Here is a 23,743-nt window from a genome sequence, read left to right on the forward strand (position 1 = left end):
TTCTGCCTCCGCGATTTATTGAAAATCGATTTTTTCGCGCTCTACTTTTTTAGAGTGGTCAGAGTCGATTTCACTTTTATCGATATTTTTTCCATAATAATCTAACCAACTCTCTTTTCTTTCAATTACTTTGCTTGCAAACTCAATAGCGCTTTCGTGTGTCGTTATATCTAGACCGTGTTGTACATGGCGCCCAAGTATAATTTGTTGCTGTAATAAATCTGGCATAAGAGCAAGATTTCGATCATTATTTAACCACGCATTGAGTGCAGCGCCGTTAATGAAAAACGTTCCGTAGTCTTTTCTGCCACGATTTATTCTGCCGAAAAGCTGAACTAGTCTATTGGTGATCCGCAAAGCGTGGGCGTTCCTCATATTCAGGAACTCCCACTGAAATTTCTCTAGCAACGTAGAGCCTGCAGGTAATCCATCGATAATCATTGCCCTACAAGTTGCATCTGGAAGGTCAATTCCGTCGACTCGCGATACTAGCAAAAACTTTCCAGTCCGCGCCTCTCGGAAATTATTTAAGGCCTCAGTAAAATCTTCAGCTTTTGGCGGCGAAGTAAATTTTTTCCAAGCATCCGCAATAAAGTAGCTCGGAACCGCAACTAAAGTTTTATTCTTTGCTGATAACTTATTGGCGAATTCTACCGAAAATCCATCGACAACTTTTCCTCCGAATAAAATAGCCCGCTCTCCGTTACCTGCATCATTTTTCGGTTCTATTGATATTGTCGGAGCTCGACCAAAAGCTCTAATAAAATCAGATTTTTGCTTTAGAGTGGCAGATAGATAAACTCGCCGAATTGACCTCTGAAATATATCTATCGACAGCGATGGAAGGAAAGGAGGAGTTATTTCGCAAGTGCCACGTGAAAACAGTACACTGCAAACATCTAGGTGATCCGAGATATTTGGGTAAGAGTATTTCAGGCTCGGATCTAGATTTATTCTATATTTATCAAATAAAGCTATTAACTGCTCTTTTCTCTCAAATGTTCCACTAGGCGCCGCCATCATTGTGATTTGACGCTCGCCAGTGATGCATGCTTTGAATTGTTGTCCCCGATTTAGTTCAGCAAAGTGGGGATGGAATAGATCAACCACTTCCTTGAGAAGATCCTTGTGCGAGTCATATGTAAATCTAATTAGATATGAGTCGCGAATCATTGACTCGGCCACGTGAGCGTCATCAAAAATGATCGCAGAAGGAGGAAATTTATTAATGAAACCCTTTAGCCCGTTTAATATTACTTGATATGTTGTGATGCAAAATGCTTTCCCGCTCTCAAACAGATCATTACTTTGTGTACCGCTCAGACGAGTGGTGTGCTGAATGCCAACTTTACGAGCCTCACGAGACGTTTGTTCTACGAGATCTTTAGTAGAGCAAACGTATATGATGTTATCGAGTCCTTCGTTCACTAAAATTTGCGCAATCAAAAGCCCTGCTAGTGTTTTCCCAGCACCAGTATTGAGCGCTATAAGTATGTCGCCGCATTTTCGAGATTTGTGCCACTCTTGTAGAGCCTCGGTTTGGCCTCGCCAGATGTCGTTTGGGGTTGTAGGAAGATTTGGAAGTCTTTCAAATATCTCAATTGGGTCTAAAGGACGTGGTTGCTTCGAAATTCCGCCTAGGGTTGAAAAATCCATTGCTTTTCTCCGATCAATCTCTGGGCGGTTATGAACTTCACCCATCTCGATTGACCACACATCATTGCGGCTTCGTGAACGATATGCAACCTGGAAGTGAATTGCTCGGTGCTACGTCGACACTTTCCTGTGCTCTCACGGGTCCAGCCAGCTCAGTTAGGTGAGCCGCGAATCTCCAGTCTCCGCCATCAACCACACAGCCACAAAACTAACCGCAGCCGCCACAGCCAAATAAAGCCCCACCCAACCAATCCCGCCCCACTCCACCAACCGCTGCGCCAGATACGGCGCGGCGGACGCTCCCAGAATCCCGGCGAGGTTGTACGTCACCGACGCGCCGGTATAGCGCACGCGGGTCGGGAACAGCTCCGGCAGCAGTGCCCCCATCGGCCCGAACAGCCAGCCCATGGCGAACAGGCCGAGGCACAGGAAGCCGAGCACAAGACCGCCCTGCCCGCTTCCCAGCATCGGGCCGAGCAGCGCGCCGAGGGTGGCGGTGAAGGCGAGGCCGGTGAGGAGGACCGGGCGGCGGCCATAGGCGTCGGCGGCCCAGCCCGAGAGCGGGATGCCGATCGCCATGAAGACCACGGCGACGCATTCGAACAGCAGGAAGGTCGGCCGCGGGAAGCCGAGGGTCGCGGTGCCGTAGCTGAGCGCGAACACCGTCGAGAGGTAGAACACCGCGTAGCACGACACCATCGCGAGGGTGCCCAGGATGGTGGCGCGCAGGTGGCGGGTGAAGATCGTGGCGAGCGGTACCCGCTCGGGCGCGGCCCGGGCCAGGGCCGCCCGGAACACCGGCGTCTCGGTGAGGCTGACCCGGACGTAGAGGCCGACGCCGACAAGGATCGCCGAGGCGAGGAACGGCAGGCGCCAGCCCCAGGCCTGGAAGTCGGCCGGGCTCAGAGCGAGGCTGAGGCCGAGAAATCCGAGATTGGCGGTGATGAAGCCCACCGGCGCGCCGAGCTGCGGGAAGATGCCGTAGAGCGCGCGCCGTCCCGGCGGGGCGTTCTCCACCGCCAGCAGGGCCGCGCCGCCCCATTCGCCGCCAAAGCCGAGGCCCTGGCCGAAGCGCAGCACGCACAGGGCGGCGGGCGCCCACCAGCCGGCGGTTGCATAGGTCGGCAGGCAGCCGATGAGCACCGTCGACAGGCCCATGATCAGGAGCGAGGCCACCAGCGTCGCCTTGCGCCCGACCCGGTCGCCGAAATGGCCGAAGAACGCCGCCCCGAGGGGGCGCGCCACGAAGGCGATGGAGAAGGTGGCGAACGCCGCCAGCGTCTGAACCGCCGGATCGCCGGGGGGAAAGAAGATCGGCCCGATCACCAGAGCCGCAGCGGTGGCGTAGACGTAGAAGTCGTAGAACTCGATCGCGGTGCCGACGAAGCTGGCGACGAGAATGCGGGCGGTGGGGATGGTGGCGGCGCTGGGGATGGTCATGGACGCGGCCCTTAGCCCAGCTTCGTCATCCGGAACAGCGCGTCGCCGCAGCGCATTCTCCGGCAAAGGCACGGGTTGACCGTCCGCTTTGTCCGCCATAAAGAACCTTCGTTCGTTTAAGCGGATGAGGCGCACGCCGCCTCTTTCGCGCAGGGCCTTCCCGGCATTAGAAGGGAAGGCTGGCCCGCCGGCCCCTGGAGGATTGCATGACCGACCGCCTGCCCGGCTTCAACACCCTGGCGATCCATGCCGGCGCCGCCCCCGATGCGACCACGGGCGCCCGCGCCACGCCGATCTACCAGACGGCCTCGTTCGTGTTCGACGACGTCGACCACGCCGCCTCGCTTTTCGGGCTCCAGGCCTTCGGCAACATCTATTCGCGCATCACCAACCCTACCAACGCGGTGCTTGAAGAGCGCATCGCCGCGCTCGAGGGCGGCACCGCGGCGGTGGCCGTCGCCTCCGGTCACGCGGCCGAATTTCTCACCATGCACGCGCTGATGCAGCCGGGGGACGAGTTCGTCGCCTCGAACAAGCTCTACGGCGGCTCGATCAACCAGTTCAACCATTCCTACAAGAACTTCGGCTGGAACGTGGTCTGGGCGGATGCCGACGACCTGTCGTCGTTCGAGCGCGCGATCACGCCGCGCACCAAGGCGATCTTCTGCGAGTCGATCGCCAATCCGGGTGGGGTGATCACCGACATCGCGGCGCTCTCGGCCATCGCCAAGCGCCACAACATCCCGCTCATCGTCGACAACACCATGGCGACGCCGTACCTGATCCGCCCGTTCGAGCACGGGGCCGACATCGTCGTGCATTCGGCGACGAAGTTCCTCGGCGGCCACGGCAATTCCATCGGCGGGCTCATCGTCGACGGCGGCACCTTCCCGTGGGCGGGGGACGACCGCTATCCGATGATGTCGCAGCCGCGGCCCGAATATGCCGGCATGGTGCTCTCGGAGACCTTCGGTAATTTCGGCTTCGCCATCGCGATCCGGGTGCTCGGCCTGCGCGACCTCGGGCCGGCGCTGTCGCCGTTCAATGCCTTCCTCATCCTCAACGGCATCGAGACCCTGCCCCTGCGGATGCAGCGCCATTGCGACAACGCGCTGGTGGTGGCGACCCATCTCCAGAACCATCCGGCGGTGGAGTGGGTGAGCTATCCGGGCCTCGAGACCGACCGGTACCACCAGCTCGCCCGGCGCTATTCGCCGCTCGGTTCGGGGGCGGTGTTCACCTTCGGCCTGAAGGGCGGCTACGAGGCCGGCGTGAAGCTGGTTTCCAACCTCACCCTGTTCTCGCATCTCGCCAATATCGGCGACACGCGGTCGCTGGTGATCCACCCGGCCTCGACCACCCACCGCCAGCTCACCGACCCGCAGAAGATCGCGGCCGGGGCCGGACCGGAGGTGGTGCGGCTGTCCATCGGCATCGAGGATCCGGGCGACCTGATCGACGATCTCGATTCGGCCCTAAGCGCCTGACGATGAAGGCGTTAACCCTTCATTTACCATGCGCCGCGCAGACTTTGCTCCAGACCAGGGGAGACGCCGATGTCGTCATTCGATTGGGTGGAGCGGTTCAGCGACGGGCTCGTGTTCTGCGCGGTGATGATGGCCTTCGTCGGGGTCGCGGTGGCCTGCGCGCCGCCTCTCTCCGGCCGGCGGGTTCCGGTGCTGGTGAAACGGAGTCGCGGCACCGCTCGTTATTGACGGTACCCGTGGCGGGGAATAGGCCCGCCCCTTACCGTTTCGCGAGAGCGCCCGGCCGCCGATGACGCAGACCATGTCAGACCTCCCCGTCGTTCTCCTCGTCGAAGACGACGGCCTGCTCCTGATGGAGGCCGCCGACACCCTGTCGGATGCCGGATTCCGGGTGGTGGAGGCGAGCCACGCCGACAAGGCGCTGAGCGTCCTCGAGGCTCGCAACGATGTCGGCTTGCTGATGACCGATGTCGACATGCCGCGCGGCTCCATGGACGGGTTCGCCCTGGCCCGCCTGGTGGCGCATCGCTGGCCGGCGATTCCGGTGCTGGTGGTGTCCGGAATGGGCATTCCGGGGCCGGACGACATGCCGGACGGCGCCCGCTTCATTCCGAAGCCCTACGAGCCCTCGACCCTGGTGCGGACCCTGCGGGCCTTCGTCCGCCGCGCCGCCTGATCCCCCGCGACCCGAGAACGGAAGGCCCCATGGCCACCGAGACCAAGCCCCTCAACTTCGCGACCCAGGCCGTCCATGCCGGTGCCGCGCCCGATCCGGCCACCGGAGCACGGATCCAGCCGATCTACTTCACGAACGGCTTCGTGTTCGATTCGACGGAGCAGGCGGCGGACATCTTCGCCATGCGCCGCACTGGATTCTCGTATTCGCGCGGCTCGAACCCCACCGTGGCCGCGCTGGAGCGCCGGGTCGCCGCACTGGAGGGGGCCAAGTCCGCCGTCGCCGTCGCGTCCGGACAATCCGCCCTGCTCCTGGTGCTCATGACGCTCATGCAGAGCGGCGACGCCTATGTCGCCTCCTCGCGGCTGTTCGGCGGTTCTCTCGGCCTGATGAACCGCCTCAGCGGGCGCTACGATCTCAAGCCGCAATTCACCAAGGGGCAGAGCCCGGCGGATTTCGAGGCGCAGATCACGCCCGAGACCAAGGCGATCGTCTGCGAATCCATCGTCAATCCGTGCGCCATGGTGATGGACCTGGAGGGCATCGCCGCAGTCGCGCGGCGTCACAACCTGCCCCTCGTGGTCGACAACACCCTGGCGTCGCCGGCGCTGATCCGGCCGATCGAGTACGGCGCCGATATCGTCATCCACTCGACCTCGAAGTTCCTGGGCGGCTCCGGCCAGACCATCGGTGGCATCATCTGCGATGCCGGCCGCTTCGACTGGAAGGCCTCGGGCGACCGCTACAACCTCATCACCGGCGAATGGCCCGATTACCCGGGCCTGAACATCGCCGAGCGTTTCCCGGATTTCAGCTTCGCGGTGGCGTGCCGCCTGTTCGGTCTGCGCGATCTCGGCCCCGGCCTGTCGCCGATGAACGCCTTCCTGACTCTCACCGGTATCGAGACGTTGCCGCTCCGGATGGCGCGCCATTGCTCCAATGCGAAGGCCGTGGCCGCCTTCCTCAAGGATCACCCCGCCGTGGCCTGGGTGAGCTACCCGGCCTTGCCCGGCCAGGAGGGTGAGGCCCTGGCCGCGCGCTACGCACCCGACGGGCCGGGCTCGATCTTCACCTTCGCGTTCAAGGGCGGCGAGCAGGCGGCGCTCAAGTTCATCACCAGCCTCGAACTCGTGTCGCATCTGGTGAATATCGGCGAGATCAAGTCGCTGGTGATCCACCCCGCCACCACCACCCATCGGCAATTGCCGGATGCGGACAAGGCGGCGGCCCTCGTCGGCCCCGAAACGGTGCGCCTCTCCATCGGCCTGGAGAACGTCGAGGACCTGATCGCCGATATCGACCAGGCGCTGGCCAAGGTCGCCTGAGACGGGGCTGCGATCAGGCCTGGCGCCTGACGGCGTCGGCCTCCGCCCGGCTGGCGAGGTCGGGGCGGTTCTGCAGGAACCACGGCACCCGGCTCTTCGGCATCGGCTTGCTGTAGAGGTATCCCTGCACGAAGGTGCAGCCCTCCCGTTCGAGGAACAGGGCCTGTGCCTCGGTCTCCACGCCTTCGGCGGTGACGTCGATGCGCAGACTGTGTCCAAGCTGGAGCACGGCGGCGACGATGGCCGCGTCGTTGGCATCGCGCTCGAGATCCCGCACGAAGCTGCGGTCGATCTTGATCTCGTCCACCGGGTATTGCTTCAGGTGGGTGAGCGAGGCGTAGCCCGTCCCGAAATCATCGAGCGCCACGCGTATACCGGCCGCATGCAAGGTGTCGAGGACGGGGCTGACGCGGTCGCCGTGTCCCCCGAGCAGAACGGTCTCGGTCACTTCGATGCCGATCCGATCCCGTGGCAGGCCGGCGCTGTCGAGGTCGGCGAGGAGGCGCTCGGCCAGGTCGCCTTGCGCGAACTGCGCCGACGAGAGGTTGAGGAAGACCCGGCCCGGATCGAGCCCGAGCGCGATCCAGCCGGCGACGTCGGCGAAGATCTTGCGCATCAGGCACTGGCCCACCGCCATACCGATCTCGGAATCGTCGAAGACCGTGGCGAAGGCCGCCGGGGCGAGGAGGCCACGGGTCGGGTGCTCCCAGCGCGCGAGCGCCTCGAACCCGACGACGGCGCCGGTCGCGAGGTTCACCTTGGGCTGGTAGAACGGGATCAGGCCGCCTTCGACCAGCGCCGAACGCATTTCGCGGGCGACGGTGACCCGATCCTCGATGCTCGCCCGCAATGCCGGAACGAACAGGGTCGCGCGGTTGCGGCCCGACGCCTTGGCGGCATAGAGCGCGAGGTCGGCGTTGGTGAAGAGGTCGGTGGGATTGGCGGCATGCTCTGGATAGAGCGCGAGGCCGAGGCTCGCCCGGGGCGCCAGGATCCGGCCGGCCACCGGCATGGTGGGGCTCAACGCGGCGAGGATGTTGGCCGCCAGATCGTGGATGCACCGGGGGCGCGCGTCCCGACCGCCGGAGGGGGCGATGATCACGAACTCATCGCCACCGAGACGGGCCACGAGATCGCCCGGCGCCACGGCACCGCTCAGGCGCTGGCCGACTTCCTTGAGCAAGGTGTCGCCGGCTTCGTGACCGAGGGTGTCGTTGACCTCCTTGAACGCATCGAGGTCCAGGATGATCAGCCCGACCTGTCCTTGCGTCGCCTCGGCCGAGGCCAGGACGGTGTCGAGGGTCGCCTGGAACAGCGCCCGGTTGGGCAGGCCGGTGAGGACGTCGTGGTTCGCCGTGACCCGGATGCGCTCCTCGACCGCCTTGCGGCTCGTGATGTCGACGAGGCTGGAGATGATGCACGGAACCCCGTAGGCGTTCACGGCCTCCACCGACAGGAGGATGTCGCGCCGGTCGCCCCCGATGGTGTTGACTCCGAGCTCCAGGTCGCGGGCCGACCCGCGCTCGTTCAGCAGCGCCTGGATGAGGCGGAGATCGTTCGGGTCGACGAGATCGCGGGTGCGGTAGCTGGTCAGGCTGGCCCCCCGTGGAACGCCGAAGAACGTGGTGCCGGCATCGTTGGTGGCGACGATCTGGCCGTCAGACTGGCGGGACACGACGATCGGAACCGGCACGGCCTTGAACATCGTCTCGAACAGCAGGCGGCTCGCGGCGAGCTCGTCGTTGGCGCGGCGCTCGGCCTGTGTCGCCGTCCATTCGAGCCGCCTGAGGCGGTTCGAGCGCATGACGAACAGCAGGACGGCGATGTTGGAGACGCCGACGGCCAGAACCAGGCCGATCGCGGTGGAGGGCAGAGGCGGCGGCAGCAGGTAGACCGCCAGCAACGTGATCGCGCAGGCATTGCCGCAGATCATCGTCCAGAGAAAGCGCGTCGGCAGGGCCAGCATGAACACGGCCGGCAGCATCAGGGCGACGAACAGCGCAAGGTCGGAATGGGTCGAGCACAGGAAAGCCACGGCGAGCCCGGTGGCGATCTCCCACGCGATCATGGCCCGTTGCAGGGTCGGGAAGTCGGTCGCTCGCGCTGCAGCCCAGAGGCACCATGCCGAGGCCACCACCACGCACAGCCGCGCCGTCACCGCCACGGCGAAGTGGGGCGTTCCGTAAAAGCGCCAGTCGCTCAGCAGGAAGAGGCCGTTGAGAACGACCGATACGACGAGGATCAGCCGGACATGCCGAATCGTTTCCGGAAGGCGCTCGGCCCGGAAGGCCGCTTCGCGTTCGGGAGAGGCGTACTCTCCACCGATGGAGGTGAGGCGATGAATGGGCATGTCGGATCAGCGTGGCAGGCAATCGTAGCACTAGCGTTAAGGTGTGCTGCTTTGTCGCCCCGACACGAGATCCCTGGGATTCTCTGATGGTACGGATCTCGGCTTTTCAAAAACACTGCGCGAGGCTTTGCGGGAAAGTCTCGCCCTACCTCAATCGATAGCTGTATCGGTCGGCGTTCGTGCGATCCGATCGCAACGGTCCCACCCACAACCTCATCCTGAGGCGGCTCCTCAGGATAAGGTAGGGGGTCGAGCACACTCCGATCGGATCACGCGAAAAGCGTCTCAGTCGGTGCGTGCACGCGGCCCGGTCAGGGCGCGCAAGGCGCCGCGGAGTGTGCGGACGTCCTGCTCGGTCATTTCCATGCGGTGGAGCATGTCGCGCATGTTGCGGGCGATGATGTCGCGCTTTTCGGGCGGGTAGAAGCCGGCCGTCGCAAGCCCGTCTTCTAGGCTGCCGATCAGCGATGCCATTGCTTCGCGGGTCGCTGGTGGCGACAGCATTTCGCCGCTGAACGGCAGGTGCGCGAGGCCCGCCGCCTTGCGCCACTCGTAGCCCATGAGCAGCACCCCTTGCGCGAGATTCAGCGAGGAGAAGGCAGGATCCACCGGGAAGGTGACGATGGCATCGGCCAGCGAGACCTCGTCGTTGCTCAAGCCGACGCGTTCGCGCCCGAACACGATCCCCACCCGCTGCCCGACGCGCGCGACGATCTGCGTCATCGCCGCATCGGGGGCGAGGACCCGCTTCATCTGGCCGCGTTCGCGCGCGGTGGTCGCCAGGAGGTAGTTCAGATCGGCGATGGCCTCCGGAACGGTGGCGTAGACGCTGGCCGCATCGAGCACGTGAGTGGCGCCAGAGGCTGCCTCACGCACACCCTTCTTCGGCCAACCATTCTTGGGGGCGACGAGGCGAAGCTCGGACAGGCCGAAATTCGCCATGGCGCGCGCCGTCATGCCGATATTCTCGGCCAGTTGCGGTTCGACCAGGATGACGACGGGCGCGGTCGGCATCGGCGCTAGATCTTACCGTCCAGGCCCATCTGGTAGTATTTGTGGATGATCTTGTCCTGGTTCTCCAGGAGCCAGTCGATGGACGGCTCGTTGGCCATCGCCTTGCGGATCGCTTCGGTCATGCCCTTGCGCTGGATCTCGAACAACGCCTTGTGATCCACCGTCTCGGCCGCGATCACGCCGGGGCTCAGCCAGACCGAGCAGATGATGCCGAGATCGTTGGCCTTCTCCTTCGGGATGTAGCCGAGGCGCACCGCATCGAGCACGCCGTTGGCGATGGCGAACTGCACCGTGCCCATCAGGATCGAGGTGTATTTCGAGGTCTCGACGCTGACCTTGGAAACGCACAGCGTCACCGGGCGCACCATGATGTCGGTGTTGAGCAGGGCGAAGACGCGGCTATGGCCGACGACCTGATCGCCGGTGAGGGTCGCCAGCGCCGTGCCCACCGGGCCGTCGAGCTCGCCGATGATGACTTCCGGCTCGGCCGCCGTGTTGGGCGGGCCGCCCGCGACGAGGGCCTCGCCGGCCCGCAGGATGATGCGTTCGCTCATGGTCGATCCTCGACTGAACCACCGTACCGGTAGCGCTGCGCAGATTCCCGGTGGATCGCCGAATGTCCAGCCCCAGCGCGACGGTATGATGCCAGACGCGATCGTGGCTCCCAGCGTGCGGGTCAGAGGACGAGGGTGACCGGCGCAAGTCTCACCGATGCGTGTAATGCGCCCTTAACCGGTGGGATTCTATGATTTCTAGAGATGAACCGTGCTGCGGTCTTTGTTTTTTCGAGTTTGTATTCAATTGGACGTTGAACCATAAACAATTGTCTGGAATCGACAAGCACAATAAAAAAACCCCAAAAATCTATGTGGCGCATGATTTGGTGATATCAGAGAACGACATGTCGCGGTTCTATAAATCAAAATCTGGCTCCACCGCAGTCGAGTTCGCGCTTGTCGTACCGTTGCTGATTTTGCTTATGATAGAAATCCTGCAAGGCGGTCTTTATATCATTTGCAGTGCAGCCATCGAGAAAGCGACGGCCGATGCCGGTCGGAGTGTCATGCTCGGTGCTTTGACCAGCGCGTCCGCCACGTCCTCGGGCTTCCGCAAGACGATGGTGTGCGGAAACCTGATCGCCGGTTTGTCGTGCGACAACGTCGTGACGAGCCTCCAGGGGACCACCCTGAGCGGGAGCGGCACCGGCTACAGCGCCTTCATCAATGCGACCGAGAGCGCTTTGATTCCCGTGACGATGGACAACAGCACGGCCAGTTATTGCACGGGCGCTCCCGGGACCTACGAATATCTGCAGGTCTTCTATGCGGTGCCGATCTTCAGCCCGATCTGGAAAGCGCTGGGCGCCTCGACTTGGAATGGCAACACGGTGGCCTTCGCACGGGCGGCGGCGGCATTCCGGAACGAGCCCTTCACGTCCGCCAGCGTCACGTCGGGATGCTGAGGCGATCATGACGCTCCCCGGCCGACTTCGCTTTCGCCAAGACCAGAGCGGACTCGCGATCATCGAGTTCGCGTTGATCCTTCCGATCCTAATTCTGCTCTCGGTCGTGGCCTTCGACTTCTCCCGCTACATCTTATACTTGCGGAAAGTGGCGCTCGCCTCCAGCACGATGGCCGAGCTGATCGCTCGCAACGATACCGGGAAGATCTCGCAGGCGGATATTCTCGCGTTTTCGCGCGCCCAGTTGGTGATCTTTCCGGAGGCGATGCAATCGGCACGCGGACAAGGGAAATCCGTGTGGGACATCACCAAGTGGTCTCTCTCCGGGGTCCAGTTCAAGACCACGGCGAATTGCACCAGCAATTGTACCTACACACCCTATGTGGCCTGGAGCTCGGGGAAGGGTCGGCCATGCGCCGTTCCGCTCTTGGCGGCTGCGGATACCGACCCGCCGGCACCCACGACCTTGCCGACCGATACGTTCGGACCGAATTTCCTGATCGTTGCCGACGTGGTCTTCACCTATACGCCGGTCGTCGCGCAATCGATCATCGGCACCGTCAATATCGCGAAATCGTTCTACGTGCCGCCCCGCTACGTTTCGGCGATCGCGTTCGATACCAGCGCCGGAAGCACCTCGGCCTGGGCGTGCACGGTGCCATGACCTTTCCACGCATGCCTATTTTGCCCGTCACATCTTGCCTACGAGGTTGTCGGCCATGAGAACCAGTCTGCGCCGGTTGGCCGGTCGCTTTCCACGGCTGCCTGGACTGCGAAACGATCGCGGCGGAAACGTCCTGGTCATCTTCGCGCTCGCCGCGGTTCCGCTGATCGGGATCGTCGGCGTCGGGATCGAATACATCCGCGGCATCAGCTACCGCGCGCGCTTCGACAAGGCCGCCGATGCGGCGACGATCACCGCCATCACCACGGCGCGCGACTACATCTCGACCAACCCGAAGAACGAGGCCGATCCGACGCAATCGGCCACCGCCCTGGCGGTCACCCGTGGTCTGGCGGCCTTCCGGGCCAATGCCGGCTCGACCCTCGCCAGCGTGCCGCTGACACCGACCTTGACGGTGACCAGGACCGGCGGCGTGGTGACGGCCAATGCGACGTACAGCGCCAGCTACCCGTCGGCGTTCGGACGCGTGCTCAGCATTGCATCGGACATGGCGATCTCCGGCAAGTCGGCGTCGAGCCTGACGCTGAGCAACTACACGGATTTCTACCTGCTCGTCGACACATCAGGCTCCATGGGCTTTCCGACCTCGCAGGCCGCGCAGGTGAGCTTCGCCAAGTTGAATCCCGATATGAAGGATAGCAACGGCAACAATTGCGCCTTCGCTTGCCATTTCTCGGGTTGGCAGGGCTACGGTCTTGCAAAGGCGAATGGCATCGAACTTCGCATCAAGACGGTGAGCAACGCCGTCCAGCAGCTGGTAGCGAAAGCAAAAACCCGACAGACCCTGATCAACCAGTATCGCATGGGCCTGTATCCGTTCGTGAGCTTCATGGAGACGGCGGTCGATGCGACCAACAATCTCGATGCGCTGACGACGATCGATCTCGAGAACTACATGGATATCGGTAATTCGAGCGTTCCGCGTGGCAGCGGCGGAACGCACTATGAGAACCTTTTTCCCGCAATCAACGCCAAGGTCACGCGGATCGGCGACGGGTCGACTGCCGCTAAGCCTGTCCCGTTCGTCTTCCTGATCACGGATGGTATCGGCAACAATCAATATTGGTACAACAGCACCGGCTGGACGGGATCGCAGGCCAAACTGCTCGACGCAACTTTGTGCAAGCCGCTCAAGGACAGGGGTATTACAATCTCGGTCCTGTATATTCCTTATGTCCCGTTGGCTTCGCCGTATAACACCAACGTCGGCTACGAGAATATCGTCGTGAATGGGCTGATCCCATCGGTCCCTCTGACACTGCAGAACTGTGCGTCTCCCGGTTTCTTCCAAACCGCGAGCACGGCGACGCAAATCGAGACCGCGCTCAACGCGATGTTCGACCAGGCCACGCGGCAGGCACGGCTGGTGGCGGCGCCCTGACACCCGACACCGTTTGTCATGCGGCCGATATGGGGGACCTTCTTTCGTCTTGGGACCACGCGGGGTAAGGACGGCGCCGGGATCGGCATCCGCCTTGCGTGGAGCCGTCCGAGATCCCAGCTCAAGAAGGTGCGCTGATCATGGTGAAGATCAAGGTGGCTAAGCCCGTCGTCGAACTCGACGGCGACGAGATGACCCGGATCATCTGGAGCGAGATCAAGAGCAAGCTGATCCACCCCTATCTCGACCTCGATCTCGACTACTACGATCTGGGCGTCGAACACCGCGACGCCACCAACGACCGGGTCACCGTCGAGGCGGCCGAGGCGATCAAGCGCCATGGCGTCGGCGTGAAATGCGCCACCATCACCCCGGACGAGGCGCGGGTGAAGGAATTCAATCTCAAGGAGATGTGGAAGTCGCCCAACGGCACCATCCGCAACATCCTCGGCGGCGTGATCTTCCGCGAGCCGATCATCTGCCGCAACGTGCCCCGCCTTGTGCCGGGTTGGACCCAGCCGATCGTGGTCGGCCGCCATGCCTACGGCGACCAGTACAAGGCCACCGACTTCAAGGTGCCCGGCAAGGGCCGGCTGACCATCAAGTTCGAGGGCGAGGACGGCACCGTCATCGAGAAGGAGGTCTTCAACTTCCCGTCTCCGGGCATCGCCCAGGCGATGTACAACCTCGACGATTCGATCCGCGATTTCGCCCGGGCCTCGCTGAATTACGGCCTGAACCGCAAGTACCCGGTCTACCTGTCGACCAAGAACACCATCCTCAAGGCCTATGACGGCCGGTTCAAGGATCTGTTCGAGGAGATCTATCAGGAGGAGTTCAAGGCCAAGTTCGTGGCCGCCGGCATCACCTACGAGCATCGTCTCATCGACGACATGGTGGCCTCGGCCTTGAAGTGGTCGGGCGGCTACGTCTGGGCCTGCAAGAACTACGACGGCGACGTGCAGTCCGATACGGTGGCGCAGGGCTTCGGCTCGCTCGGCCTGATGACCTCGGTGCTGCTCACGCCCGATGGCCGGACCGTGGAGGCCGAGGCCGCGCACGGGACCGTGACGCGCCATTACCGCGAGCACCAGAAGGGCAAGGAGACCTCGACCAACTCCATCGCGTCGATCTTCGCATGGTCACGCGGTCTCGCTCACCGGGCCAAGCTCGACGACAACGCCGATCTGGCCAAGTTCGCCACCACCCTGGAGACGGTCTGCGTCGATACGGTGGAGGCCGGCTTCATGACCAAGGACCTCGCCCTCCTGGTGGGCCCGGACCAGAAGTGGCTCTCGACCACCGGCTTCCTCGACAAGGTCGATCAGCACCTCAAGACCGCGATGGCCTAAAAGGATTAGGACCGGTCTGTCCCGACGCGCGGGACGGCCGGTTCCGATCAGGCCTTCGCGGCGTTGCGGCGGCGGGTTTCCGCCGCCTTCTTCGCTGACGCGGAACGCTGTTCCGCCGTGCGGGACGCGGCCACCGTGCCGCGCCCCGAGCCGCCGGGTTTCTTGCCGCCGCCGTCGTCCTTGTTGACTGTGGCCCAGGCACGCGCCTTCGCCTCGTCTTCGGGCACCCCGCGCTCTTCGTAGGATTCCGCGATGTGCTCCGCCTTGCGGATTTGCTTGTCGGTGTATTTCGACTTGTCGCCCTGCGGCATGAGACTCTCCGCGGATTGAAGCCTTCTGGATCGCCGATTACTCGGCGAGAATCGCGTCGCCGTCGAGGACGGCCCGCACCCGCCGGATCAGGTCCGTACGACGGTAGGGCTTGTTCAGGAGATCGAATTCGGGGCCCCCGGTATCGGTTCGCTCCAAGCTCGCTTCCGCGTAACCGGTGGTGAGCAGAACCTTCAGGTCGGGTCGCCGCTTGCGCGCCTCGCGGGCCAGAACCACGCCGTTCATGCCGCCCGGCATGATCAGGTCGCTGAACAGCAGGTCGATCGTTCCGCCGCCATCGAGGATTTGCAGGGCTTCGCGACCGTTCTGGGCCATGTAGGTGGTGTAGCCGAAATCCCGCAGGATGGTCCGGGCCAGTTCTGCCACGTCCTGGCGATCGTCGACGATGAGGACGGTCTCGGTCCCCGTTCGATCGGCGATGGGCGGAATGGCGCAAGGAGCGACGCGCTCCTCGCTCTCGCTGGCCGGGAACGAGAGCCTGACGACGGTCCCCTCCCCCACTACGGACTCGATCTGTGCGGCACCGCCCGATTGCTTGGCGAAACCGTAGACCATGGACAGGCCGAGGCCGGTGCCCTTGCCCTCTTCCTTGGTGGTGAAGAACGGGTCCATCACCCGTGCGAGCACACTGGCCGGGATGCCGGTACCGGAATCGGAAATGCTCACCGTGACGTAGCGGCCGGCGGCGAGACTCCCGGGTTCGTGCGCCTCGCTGTCATCGACCTCGTGATTCTCCGTGGCGATGACGAGATGGCCGCCATTCGGCATCGCGTCGCGGGCGTTGATCAGGATGTTGAGCAGCGCGACCTCAGCCTGGGTCGGGTCGACCCGGCAGTTCCAAAGCCCCTGTCCGAGCTCGAGCGAGATCGTGACCGCGTCGCCGAGCGTCCGGTTTGCGAGTTCGCCGAGCCCTTCGACCAGGGTGTTCAAGTTCACCGACCGCCCTTCGAGCCGCTGCTTGCGGGCAAAGGCGAGGAGCTGTTGGGTCAGGATGGTGGCGCGATCCGCGGCGGTGCGGATGTTGTCGGCCGCCCGGCGCAGGCGACCGCGGTCGGCATCCTGCTTGTCGAGCCCGGCGCTCAGGATATCGGTGTAGCCGACGATGACCTGCAGCAAATTGTTGAAATCGTGCGCGATTCCACCCGTGAGCTGACCGAGCGCCTCCATCTTCTGGGCTTGGCCGAGGGCATCTTCCGCGTCGCGGCGCCGTGACACGTCGAGCTGCGAGGCGAAGAAATACACGAGCTCGCCGGCCGCGTCGTAGATCGGCGAGACGAACAACGCGTTCCAGAACGTCGAGCCATCCTTGCGGTAGTTCAGGATCTCGACGGCGATCTCTTCGCGGGCCCGAATCGCGCGGCCGAGGTCTGCGACGCTGGCACGGTCGGTCTCGGGCCCCTGGAGGAAGCGGCAATTGCGGCCCACCACCTCGTCGCGGCCATAGCCCGTCATCGTCAGGAACGCCTCGTTCGTGAAGATGATCGGGTTGTCGGGCCTGTGCGGGTCGCTCACCACCATCGGCATCCGCGTCGATTCCACGGCCGCGAAGAACAGGTCGCCGGATTCGCCCGAGATGTCCGCCGCTGCGCCGTCTGGTAACCGCCGTTGCTGGTCCCGCAGCGGCATCTTCGGCGTCTCTGTCATGACGGGGTATTCACATCGGTCGGCTGCGGAAAGGGCGCTCTCGAAGGCCAACGCATCAGGCCGCCTTGGTTTCCAGCCGCGCCGTTCCGACGCTTCTGGGCCGGCCGTGGATTCGCCAGGACTGCACGGCCGGCCACCGGATTCAGCCGTCGCTGCCTTCGAAGCGGACGCTGTTCACGTTAGCCCGCTCGAAGGCCTGCATGACGTGCTGGTAGGAACGCTCCATATCCGAAGCGATCTCGCCCTCGCTCTCCTCCGGCTTCAGGACGAACATCAGCATCGAGCGTCCGGTGACCTCGTAGCGGGCGCCGATCGGAACGCTCACGACTTCCTGGCTATCGGGCAGGTTGGTGTCGAGGAGCCGGGTCCAGGCGACGCCGCCCACCGAACCCGGCAGCGTGAACGACACGAGGTCGTGATAGGCGTTGTAGAGGATCAGCAGCGTCGCATCGCCGCCGCGGCGGTGGATGCCCGAAGCCTGGGCCCGGCCGTCGAGGAGGACGGCGAGAGAGCGCGCATCGCCCTGGGACCAGTTCTCATCGCTCATCTCCGCCCCGTCCGGGCGCAGCCAGGTCACGTCCTTGACGCCGAGATCTTCGTCGAAGGCTCCGGTGAGGAAGCGACCACGCGTCAGGATCGGCAGGGCCTCGCGCAGCAAGGTCAGGCGCTGCGTGAACTCGGCCAGATCCTGCTCCTCGGGGCCGATCGCGCCCCAATCGAGCCAGGAGATCTCATTGTCCTGGCAATACGCGTTGTTGTTGCCGCCCTGCGAGCGGGCGAACTCATCGCCGGCCAGCAGCATCGGCGTGCCGCGCGACAGGAATAGGGTCGCCAGCATGTTGCGCATCTGACGAAGCCGCACCGCCCGGATCGCCGGATCGTCGGTCGGCCCTTCGACGCCGTAATTGTTGGAGAGGTTGTGGGAGTGGCCGTCACGGCCATCCTCGCCGTTGGCGAGGTTGTGTTTCTCGTTATACGAGACCGTGTCGTTGAGCGTGAAGCCGTCATGCGCGGTCAGGAAGTTCACCGACGCCCAGGGCTTGCGGCCCCGCTTGTTGAACTTGTCGGCCGAGCCGGTGATGCGCGAAGCAAGCGAGGGCAGCAGGCTCTCGTCGCCGCGCCAGAAACCACGCACATCATCGCGGAACCGGTCGTTCCACTCGGCCCAGCCGGGCGGGAAGCCGCCGACCTGATAGCCGCCCGGACCGCAATCCCACGGCTCGGCGATGAGTTTGACCGAGTTCAGCACCGGGTCCTGCCGACAGGTATCGAGGAAGCCGCCGCCCTCGTCGAAACCATGCGGCTCGCGCCCCAGGATGGTGGCGAGATCGAACCGGAAGCCATCGACGCGCATCTCGGTCGCCCAATAGCGCAGGCTGTCGGTGACGAGCTGCAACACACGCGGATTCGACAGGTTGAAGGTGTTCCCGGTGCCGGTGTCGTTGATGTAGTAGCGCGGCTCCTTGGGCATCAGGCGATAATACGAGGCGTTGTCGACGCCCTTGTAGGACAGGGTCGGACCCTTCTCGTTGCCCTCGGCGGTGTGGTTGTAGACCACGTCGAGAATCACCTCGAGGCCGGCCCCATGCATGCGCGCCACCATCTCCTTGAACTCGGAGAAGGCGAAGTCGGGCACCGCCGCATAGCGCCGGGCCGGGGTGAAGAACGAGATCGTGTTGTAGCCCCAGTAATTCACCAGGTCCTTTTCCTGGAGATAGTCGTCCTGCACGAAGGCATGGACCGGAAGGAGCTCCACGGAAGTGACGCCGAGGCTCTTGATATAGTCGAGCACCGCCGGCGTGCCGAGGCCCGCATAGGTGCCACGCAGCTTCTCCGGCACCGCCGGATGCATCTTGGTGAAGCCCTTCACGTGGGTCTCGTAGAAGATCGTCTTCTCCCACGGCACATGTGGCTTGCGGTCCCGACCCCAAGTGAAGGCCGGATCGATCACACGGCTGCGGCGGGTGAACGGCGCGCTGTCGCGCTCGTCGAAGGTCGTGTCGTCGCCGGTCTCCATCTGGTAGCCGAACAGGGCCGGGTTCCAGGTGATCGAGCCGACCAGCGCCTTGGCGTAGGGGTCTATGAGGAGCTTGTTCGGGTTGAAGCGGTGCCCGGCCTTCGGCTCGTAGGGACCGTGGACGCGGTAGCCGTAGATGGTTCCGGGGCGGGCGTCGGGCAGGTAGCCGTGCCAGATCTCATCGGTGTACTCGGGCAGCTCGATCCGCTCGATTTCGGTCTTGCCGTCATCGTCGAACAGGCAGAGTTCCACCTTCGTCGCGTTGGCCGAGAACAGCGCGAAGTTCACGCCGAGCCCGTCCCAATTCGCGCCGAGGGGATAGGGAAGACCTTCCGTAATACGCGACCGCGAGACCCGGCCCTGCGAGGTGGCTCGGTCCGCGGATGAAGTCTTGTCGGCCATGATCGCTCCAGGGGACGGTTTCCGTCACACGGCGGCCTTGCGCAAAAAACGCACCGGGCACGCCGAAACCGCAATGAGAACGCCCAAGCTTTCCCGGAAGGTCCGCTCCCTGGAAAACTTTTTGCGCCGCACGCACACAGCGCGTCGGTCTGGGCGGATCGCGGCGTGGGCGACGCCCAAGACGGCTGCCGACAGGATCGGAGTGAGGCTTGAACGAATCGGTGACGACTCGCAGCATGGTACGGCGCCGAGGAGAAACTCCCGGAAGACCAGGCTTGCCCTTGCGGGACCGTCGTGGCGGCATGGACATTGCCAAATGTCCGGGACAGGTCTTTTTCGACGATCATAGTGCCGCGGAGCGCAAACGAATGATTGATCAGCCCAATGGCCTCCAGACGATCGCCGATCGGTACGGCGTCAGCCTCGACGCCGTCCGACATCTGATTCACGCCCTCGAGGGCGGCAACGGCACCATGGCGCAGTTCAACCACCCCGATCTCGGCGGATTCGGGCAATGGTCGTCCGGCGGAATGACCATGATCGGCGACATGTTCAACGGTCAGCTGAAGGCGCGTGTCGACGGGCTCTGCACCGAACTCGCCCGCTCGCTGCCGGCCCTCGGATGGACCGACGCGAAATCCGGTGGCGACAGCTGGTGGCCGGCCGAACTCGGGCGGCCCTCGACATCCGGCGCCCAGAATTCCATGCGCTACGCCTATTTTCGCGAGAACAGGCGTCTCGTCATCGATGAGAGCGGTGCGGTGTCGATCTACGATACCGGAGACCACAGCATCAACGGCGTTGCGCAGGCGCAGGGCGGCGGCCAGACCCTGCGGTTCTCCGGCCGTGACGGCCCGATCGATCTCGAAACGCTGCGGCGGATCGATGGTCCGGCGCCGAAGGGCAGTCCCGAGCGCAAACCGTTCGAGCCCGAGCCTCTGACTCCGTCGAGCCCGCCACCGGTCGACATGCCCAGGCAAGATGCCGCGCCGCTCCGCGGTGACGACATCCTCGGCACCATCGAGCGGCTTTCGGACCTCCACCGTAAAGGCGTCCTCACCGAGACGGAATTCGCGGCCAAGAAAGCCGATCTGCTGGGGCGTCTCTAGGAGAGCGCGTTGAAAAGCGGACTCCCCAGTTCAGCAGAGGCGACGTCAGACGAGTTGGTTCGGGGATCGGTCCGCCGCTTTGCCGATCGCCAAATCCGCTCCGCGATCCATATTGCGAGGGCGCCCCGGCATTTGGGTCCGGGCACCCGCTTCGAGGCTCATGGCCCTTCCCCGCGACCTCGTCGACATCGCAACGATCTATCATGAGCCGGCCGTGCCGGATCACCCGCGCGGACGGGCGATCCTCGATCGGTTTCCGGATGCGACCCGGATCGAGGTGCCGTCGCACTGGAACATTCCGACCCTGCACGGCAATGCCGGCGCGGTAGAGGATTGGGTGCGGATCAAGCGCTCGACCCTGGTGCTCGGGGTGAAGAAAGGGCTGGCCATGCGGCCCAACGGGCGCAGCGCCCATTTCATCGCCCCCTCCACCTCGAATGGCTGCGCCATGGCCTGCGCCTATTGCTACGTGCCCCGACGCAAGGGCTACGCGAACCCGATCTCGCTCTTCGTCAACGTCGATCAGGTCTGCGGTGCGATCCGCCGCCATGCCGGGCGCCAGGGCCCGCTCCTGGTGCCCGACACCATCGATCCGCGGCATTGGGTCTACGACATCGGCGAGAACGGGGATCTGTCCGTCGATGCGATGCTGTCGGACACCGTGCGTGACCTCGTCGGCCTTTTTCGCGATATCCCGAACGCCAAGGGCTCCTTCGCCACCAAGGCGGTGAACCGCGATCTCCTCGCCTACGATCCGCAGGGGAAGACCCGGATCCGGTTCTCGCTGATGCCCGAGCGCATCGCGCGGGTCGTCGACGTGCGGACTTCGCCGATGCCAGAGCGGATCGCCGCCATCGACGATTTCGTCGCCGCCGGCTTCGAGGTCCACGTGAACTTCTCGCCGGTGATTCTCTACGAGGGCTGGGAGGCGGATTGGCGCCTGCTGTTCGAAGAGATCGACGCGACGATCGGCCCTGCAGCGCGGGCGCAGCTCAAGGCCGAGATCATCCTGCTGACCCACAACGCCGATCTGCACGCCGTCAATCTCGGCTGGCATCCCAAGGCCGAGGATCTGCTGTGGCGTCCCGATATCCAAGAGGCGAAGGTCTCGGAGGGCGGTGGCGCCAACCTGCGCTATCGCAGTGGCTGGAAGGGCCAGTGGCTCGCCCGGTTCAAGGCGCTGTTGGCCGAGCGGATGCCGTATTGCCAAGTCCGCTACGCGTTCTGAGTCGGTTACGCGTTCCGACCGAACCGCTGCCGCCGCTGTCGCGTTGGCGCCGCAAATCCCTGTCGCCGGAGGCCATGATGACATCCCACGAGGACCACCTGCGAGACGCCGTGGCACTCGCCCGCGACAACGCCGTTGGCGGCGGGCGGCCCTATGGCGCCGTGATCGTGCGTGACGGTGAGGTCGTCGCGCGGGCCGTCAACGGCATCGTCGCCACGAACGATCCGACGGCCCATGCCGAGATGGTCGCCATCCGCGAGGTCAGCCAGCGCCTCGGCCGCGCGACCCTCGCCGATTGCATCGTCTACGCCAGCGGCCGTCCCTGCCCGATGTGTCACGCCGCCATGCGGCTCGCCGGCATCCGTCAGGCGTTCTTCGCCTATACGGCGGAGGAGGCCGAAACATACGGTCTCCTCGGTGCCGGGATCTATGAGGAACTGTGCCAGCCGCTCGCAGACCAGCCGATGCGGGTGGAGCACCGGCCCATCGAAACCGACGGCAATCCGTACGCCGTATGGCGGCAGCGGAAAGAGGCTGAAAGCTAGCAGCGATTGGCTTCGCGGTCGCGGAGCGCTAGCGTGGCGCCATGACCAACAACGATCTGCGCGAATCCCGCGCCGCCCTGATCCTGCTCGCCGTTGCCGTGGCCTCGGTGCTGATCTTCGGCGCGATCACGATCGTGATCCAGCTCTGACCCAGCGCCCGCCGGTCAGTGCGTCCAGGGCGCGGTGCGGTTGAACTTGAAATTGTCGGAATACGACAAGCCCTTGCGCAGAATCGGCTTGTGCGGCTCCTCGACCCGGTACGAGAGCCCGGTGCGGGTCGCATAGGCGATCGCCTCGTCGCGCGTGTCGAAATCGAGCCGGACTTGCTGCAGCATGTCGGACGAACCGGTCCAGCCCATGAGCGGATCTGTCTCGCGCGGTGCGGCCTGCTCGAATTCGAGGACCCACTGCTTGGTGCGCGCGAGCCCCGATTGCGAGGCATCCTTGGACGGCTGGTAGATGCGCGCGCTCGACATCGGACGATCCATGAGCCTTGGCTGAGAAAACGACCCTGGAGAAGACGAAATGGTCGGGGCGATAGGATTCGAACCTACGACCCTCTGGTCCCAAACCAGATGCGCTACCAGGCTGCGCTACACCCCGACACGCTTGCGCGCTGACGCGGTCATAAGGTCTTCGCCGGCGCACGGCAAGGTCCGTATCGGGCTGCGGCTTTGCCAGCTGTTCTGACGGCCTATTTGACGAAGCTGACGCCGAGTTTGCGCTCCTTGCGCCACACCACGGTACAGGCGCGCGGGCGGGAATAGGCCGTCATCTCGAGCGTGAACTGGTCCGGAATGCCCTCGACGGTCTCGAGCTCGATCTGAGCGCCGGTCTCGGACTGATCCCAGACCAGGCAATCGATCGGCGTGGCTTGATTCTCGAAGGTAATCGCACCGATCCGGAAGGCATCCGTCCGCCGGGCGGCTCGTCGGTTCGCATCCACGATCGACCTCCCGGTCTGCAGTCGATGCAAAGGATACGGTCGAACGCTTAAATTTTCCAGCGGTGGTGCGTAAGGTTATACCTGAAGATCGACGACGCGCGGTTGTCGGGGCGGCTCGTCTTCGTTGGAATTGTGCGAAAGCGTGGGCGCGCCCTGCCCGACCTCGACCGAAACCGTCCGGGTGGTGTGGTCGTGGCGCTCGGCCAGAGCGTTGCGGGTGGTCTGCACGAGCTCGGTCGCCCGAATGACGCCCAGAGCGGTGATCGGAACGGTGATCGGAACGGTGATCGACATCGCACGCCTCCTGCTGAGCTTGACTGATGGGATTCCGTGGTCAGGCCAGGATGTCGAGCACCTTGCGGTCCGTCTCCAGGGACGACTTGAGGATCGCGGTGTTGAGCCCGACATCGGCCTTCGAGCCGATTAGCTGCAACGCCGTGGCCGACAGATCGATCTGTGCCGCCGCCGGCAGACTGGTGCCGATCGCCGCGACGCCTTCGGCTGCCGTCGCGTAACTTTGCAGGGCCGTCGAGATGCCGCCGCTGCTGGCCGATACCGCGCTGATCATGGGGCCACCTTCCCTCAGAGCGTCACAGATCAGCACGCCAGCTGTTAAGCGAGTCGCTGAAACATCCATTGCATTCGATGCGATCCCCAGCTTTGCGCCCGGTGCTTGAACCGCGAGCCGGCGGCG

General features: G+C 63.7%; 23 protein-coding genes and 1 tRNA gene. 11 read left to right on the forward strand and 13 right to left on the reverse strand.

Annotated features, from left to right (window positions below; genetic code table 11):
- Positions 1-15 precede the first annotated feature (15 nt).
- Complete coding sequence (locus G3T14_RS13140) at positions 16-1,701, reverse strand: DEAD/DEAH box helicase family protein (RefSeq protein ID WP_163643003.1); 1,686 nt, start codon at positions 1,699-1,701, stop codon at positions 16-18.
- A 111-nt stretch (positions 1,702-1,812) separates the two neighbouring features.
- Positions 1,813-3,096, reverse strand: coding sequence for an MFS transporter (locus G3T14_RS13145; protein WP_163643004.1), 1,284 nt, complete (start codon positions 3,094-3,096; stop codon positions 1,813-1,815).
- A gap of 206 nt (positions 3,097-3,302) precedes the next feature.
- On the opposite strand from G3T14_RS13145, the gene G3T14_RS13150 reads away from it, so the two are divergent.
- The 4 genes from G3T14_RS13150 (at position 3,303) to G3T14_RS13165 (ending at position 6,584) form a co-directional block, all read left to right on the forward strand.
- Positions 3,303-4,583, forward strand: a complete 1,281-nt coding sequence (locus G3T14_RS13150; protein ID WP_163643005.1) for an O-acetylhomoserine aminocarboxypropyltransferase — start codon at positions 3,303-3,305, stop codon at positions 4,581-4,583.
- 69 nt (positions 4,584-4,652) lie between these two features.
- The gene (locus G3T14_RS13155) at positions 4,653-4,811 is read left to right on the forward strand and encodes a hypothetical protein (RefSeq protein ID WP_163643006.1); all 159 of its coding nucleotides are present in this window, start codon (positions 4,653-4,655) and stop codon (positions 4,809-4,811) included.
- 61 nt (positions 4,812-4,872) lie between these two features.
- A complete protein-coding gene (locus G3T14_RS13160; RefSeq protein ID WP_163643007.1) occupies positions 4,873-5,259 on the forward strand; it encodes a response regulator in 387 nt (128 codons plus the stop codon).
- 29 nt (positions 5,260-5,288) lie between these two features.
- Positions 5,289-6,584, forward strand: coding sequence for an aminotransferase class I/II-fold pyridoxal phosphate-dependent enzyme (locus G3T14_RS13165; RefSeq protein ID WP_163643008.1), 1,296 nt, complete (start codon positions 5,289-5,291; stop codon positions 6,582-6,584).
- 13 nt (positions 6,585-6,597) lie between these two features.
- Here G3T14_RS13165 and G3T14_RS13170 read toward each other — a convergent pair whose 3' ends face one another.
- From G3T14_RS13170 to G3T14_RS13180, 3 genes are all read right to left on the reverse strand, one after another.
- Positions 6,598-8,934, reverse strand: a complete 2,337-nt coding sequence (locus tag G3T14_RS13170) for an EAL domain-containing protein (protein ID WP_163643009.1) — start codon at positions 8,932-8,934, stop codon at positions 6,598-6,600.
- A 285-nt stretch (positions 8,935-9,219) separates the two neighbouring features.
- Positions 9,220-9,948, reverse strand: coding sequence for an RNA methyltransferase (locus G3T14_RS13175; protein WP_163643010.1), 729 nt, complete (start codon positions 9,946-9,948; stop codon positions 9,220-9,222).
- 5 nt (positions 9,949-9,953) lie between these two features.
- Positions 9,954-10,502: a formaldehyde-activating enzyme gene (locus G3T14_RS13180; RefSeq protein WP_163643011.1), complete on the reverse strand. Its 549-nt coding sequence runs from the start codon at positions 10,500-10,502 to the stop codon at positions 9,954-9,956.
- Positions 10,503-10,693: 191 nt separating this feature from the next.
- On the opposite strand from G3T14_RS13180, the gene G3T14_RS13185 reads away from it, so the two are divergent.
- The 4 genes from G3T14_RS13185 (at position 10,694) to G3T14_RS13200 (ending at position 14,828) form a co-directional block, all read left to right on the forward strand.
- Positions 10,694-11,410 (forward strand): TadE/TadG family type IV pilus assembly protein, encoded by a 717-nt coding sequence (locus G3T14_RS13185; RefSeq protein ID WP_163643012.1) that lies wholly within the window; start codon positions 10,694-10,696, stop codon positions 11,408-11,410.
- Positions 11,411-11,417: 7 nt separating this feature from the next.
- A complete protein-coding gene (locus G3T14_RS13190) occupies positions 11,418-12,074 on the forward strand; it encodes a TadE/TadG family type IV pilus assembly protein (RefSeq protein ID WP_281409811.1) in 657 nt (218 codons plus the stop codon).
- A 76-nt stretch (positions 12,075-12,150) separates the two neighbouring features.
- Positions 12,151-13,476 carry a pilus assembly protein TadG-related protein gene (locus tag G3T14_RS13195; protein WP_163643014.1) on the forward strand — a complete coding sequence of 442 codons (1,326 nt, stop codon included), beginning with the start codon at positions 12,151-12,153 and terminating at the stop codon, positions 13,474-13,476.
- A 140-nt stretch (positions 13,477-13,616) separates the two neighbouring features.
- A complete protein-coding gene (locus tag G3T14_RS13200; RefSeq protein WP_163643015.1) occupies positions 13,617-14,828 on the forward strand; it encodes an NADP-dependent isocitrate dehydrogenase in 1,212 nt (403 codons plus the stop codon).
- A 47-nt stretch (positions 14,829-14,875) separates the two neighbouring features.
- Here the strand turns inward: G3T14_RS13200 and G3T14_RS13205 are convergent, their stop codons facing one another.
- The 3 genes from G3T14_RS13205 to glgX form a co-directional block, all read right to left on the reverse strand.
- Positions 14,876-15,139, reverse strand: a complete 264-nt coding sequence (locus G3T14_RS13205) for a plasmid stabilization protein (protein WP_163643016.1) — start codon at positions 15,137-15,139, stop codon at positions 14,876-14,878.
- 37 nt (positions 15,140-15,176) lie between these two features.
- Positions 15,177-16,802 (reverse strand): histidine kinase famiy protein, encoded by a 1,626-nt coding sequence (locus G3T14_RS13210; RefSeq protein WP_163643017.1) that lies wholly within the window; start codon positions 16,800-16,802, stop codon positions 15,177-15,179.
- A gap of 142 nt (positions 16,803-16,944) precedes the next feature.
- Positions 16,945-19,221 (reverse strand): glycogen debranching protein GlgX, encoded by a 2,277-nt coding sequence (gene glgX / locus G3T14_RS13215; RefSeq protein ID WP_163643018.1) that lies wholly within the window; start codon positions 19,219-19,221, stop codon positions 16,945-16,947.
- A gap of 368 nt (positions 19,222-19,589) precedes the next feature.
- On the opposite strand from glgX, the gene G3T14_RS13220 reads away from it, so the two are divergent.
- The 3 genes from G3T14_RS13220 to G3T14_RS13230 all read left to right on the forward strand — a co-directional run bounded on the left by G3T14_RS13220 (position 19,590) and on the right by G3T14_RS13230 (position 22,103).
- Positions 19,590-20,330, forward strand: coding sequence for an SHOCT domain-containing protein (locus G3T14_RS13220; RefSeq protein ID WP_163643019.1), 741 nt, complete (start codon positions 19,590-19,592; stop codon positions 20,328-20,330).
- A 160-nt stretch (positions 20,331-20,490) separates the two neighbouring features.
- Positions 20,491-21,558: a spore photoproduct lyase family protein gene (locus G3T14_RS13225; protein WP_163643020.1), complete on the forward strand. Its 1,068-nt coding sequence runs from the start codon at positions 20,491-20,493 to the stop codon at positions 21,556-21,558.
- Between the two features lie 77 nt (positions 21,559-21,635).
- Positions 21,636-22,103, forward strand: a complete 468-nt coding sequence (locus G3T14_RS13230; RefSeq protein ID WP_163643072.1) for a nucleoside deaminase — start codon at positions 21,636-21,638, stop codon at positions 22,101-22,103.
- Positions 22,104-22,267: 164 nt separating this feature from the next.
- Here G3T14_RS13230 and G3T14_RS13235 read toward each other — a convergent pair whose 3' ends face one another.
- The 5 genes from G3T14_RS13235 to G3T14_RS13255 form a co-directional block, all read right to left on the reverse strand.
- Positions 22,268-22,579, reverse strand: coding sequence for an ETC complex I subunit (locus G3T14_RS13235; RefSeq protein ID WP_163643021.1), 312 nt, complete (start codon positions 22,577-22,579; stop codon positions 22,268-22,270).
- A gap of 50 nt (positions 22,580-22,629) precedes the next feature.
- A tRNA-Pro gene (locus G3T14_RS13240) sits at positions 22,630-22,706 on the reverse strand.
- A 91-nt stretch (positions 22,707-22,797) separates the two neighbouring features.
- Positions 22,798-23,049, reverse strand: a complete 252-nt coding sequence (locus G3T14_RS13245) for a PilZ domain-containing protein (RefSeq protein WP_163643022.1) — start codon at positions 23,047-23,049, stop codon at positions 22,798-22,800.
- A 75-nt stretch (positions 23,050-23,124) separates the two neighbouring features.
- Positions 23,125-23,343, reverse strand: coding sequence for a hypothetical protein (locus G3T14_RS13250; RefSeq protein ID WP_163643023.1), 219 nt, complete (start codon positions 23,341-23,343; stop codon positions 23,125-23,127).
- A 40-nt stretch (positions 23,344-23,383) separates the two neighbouring features.
- Positions 23,384-23,617 (reverse strand): hypothetical protein, encoded by a 234-nt coding sequence (locus G3T14_RS13255; protein ID WP_163643024.1) that lies wholly within the window; start codon positions 23,615-23,617, stop codon positions 23,384-23,386.
- Positions 23,618-23,743 lie beyond the last annotated feature (126 nt).

The sequence above is a fragment of the Methylobacterium sp. BTF04 genome (assembly GCF_010692745.1).
Taxonomy (GTDB): Bacteria; Pseudomonadota; Alphaproteobacteria; order Rhizobiales; family Beijerinckiaceae; genus Methylobacterium.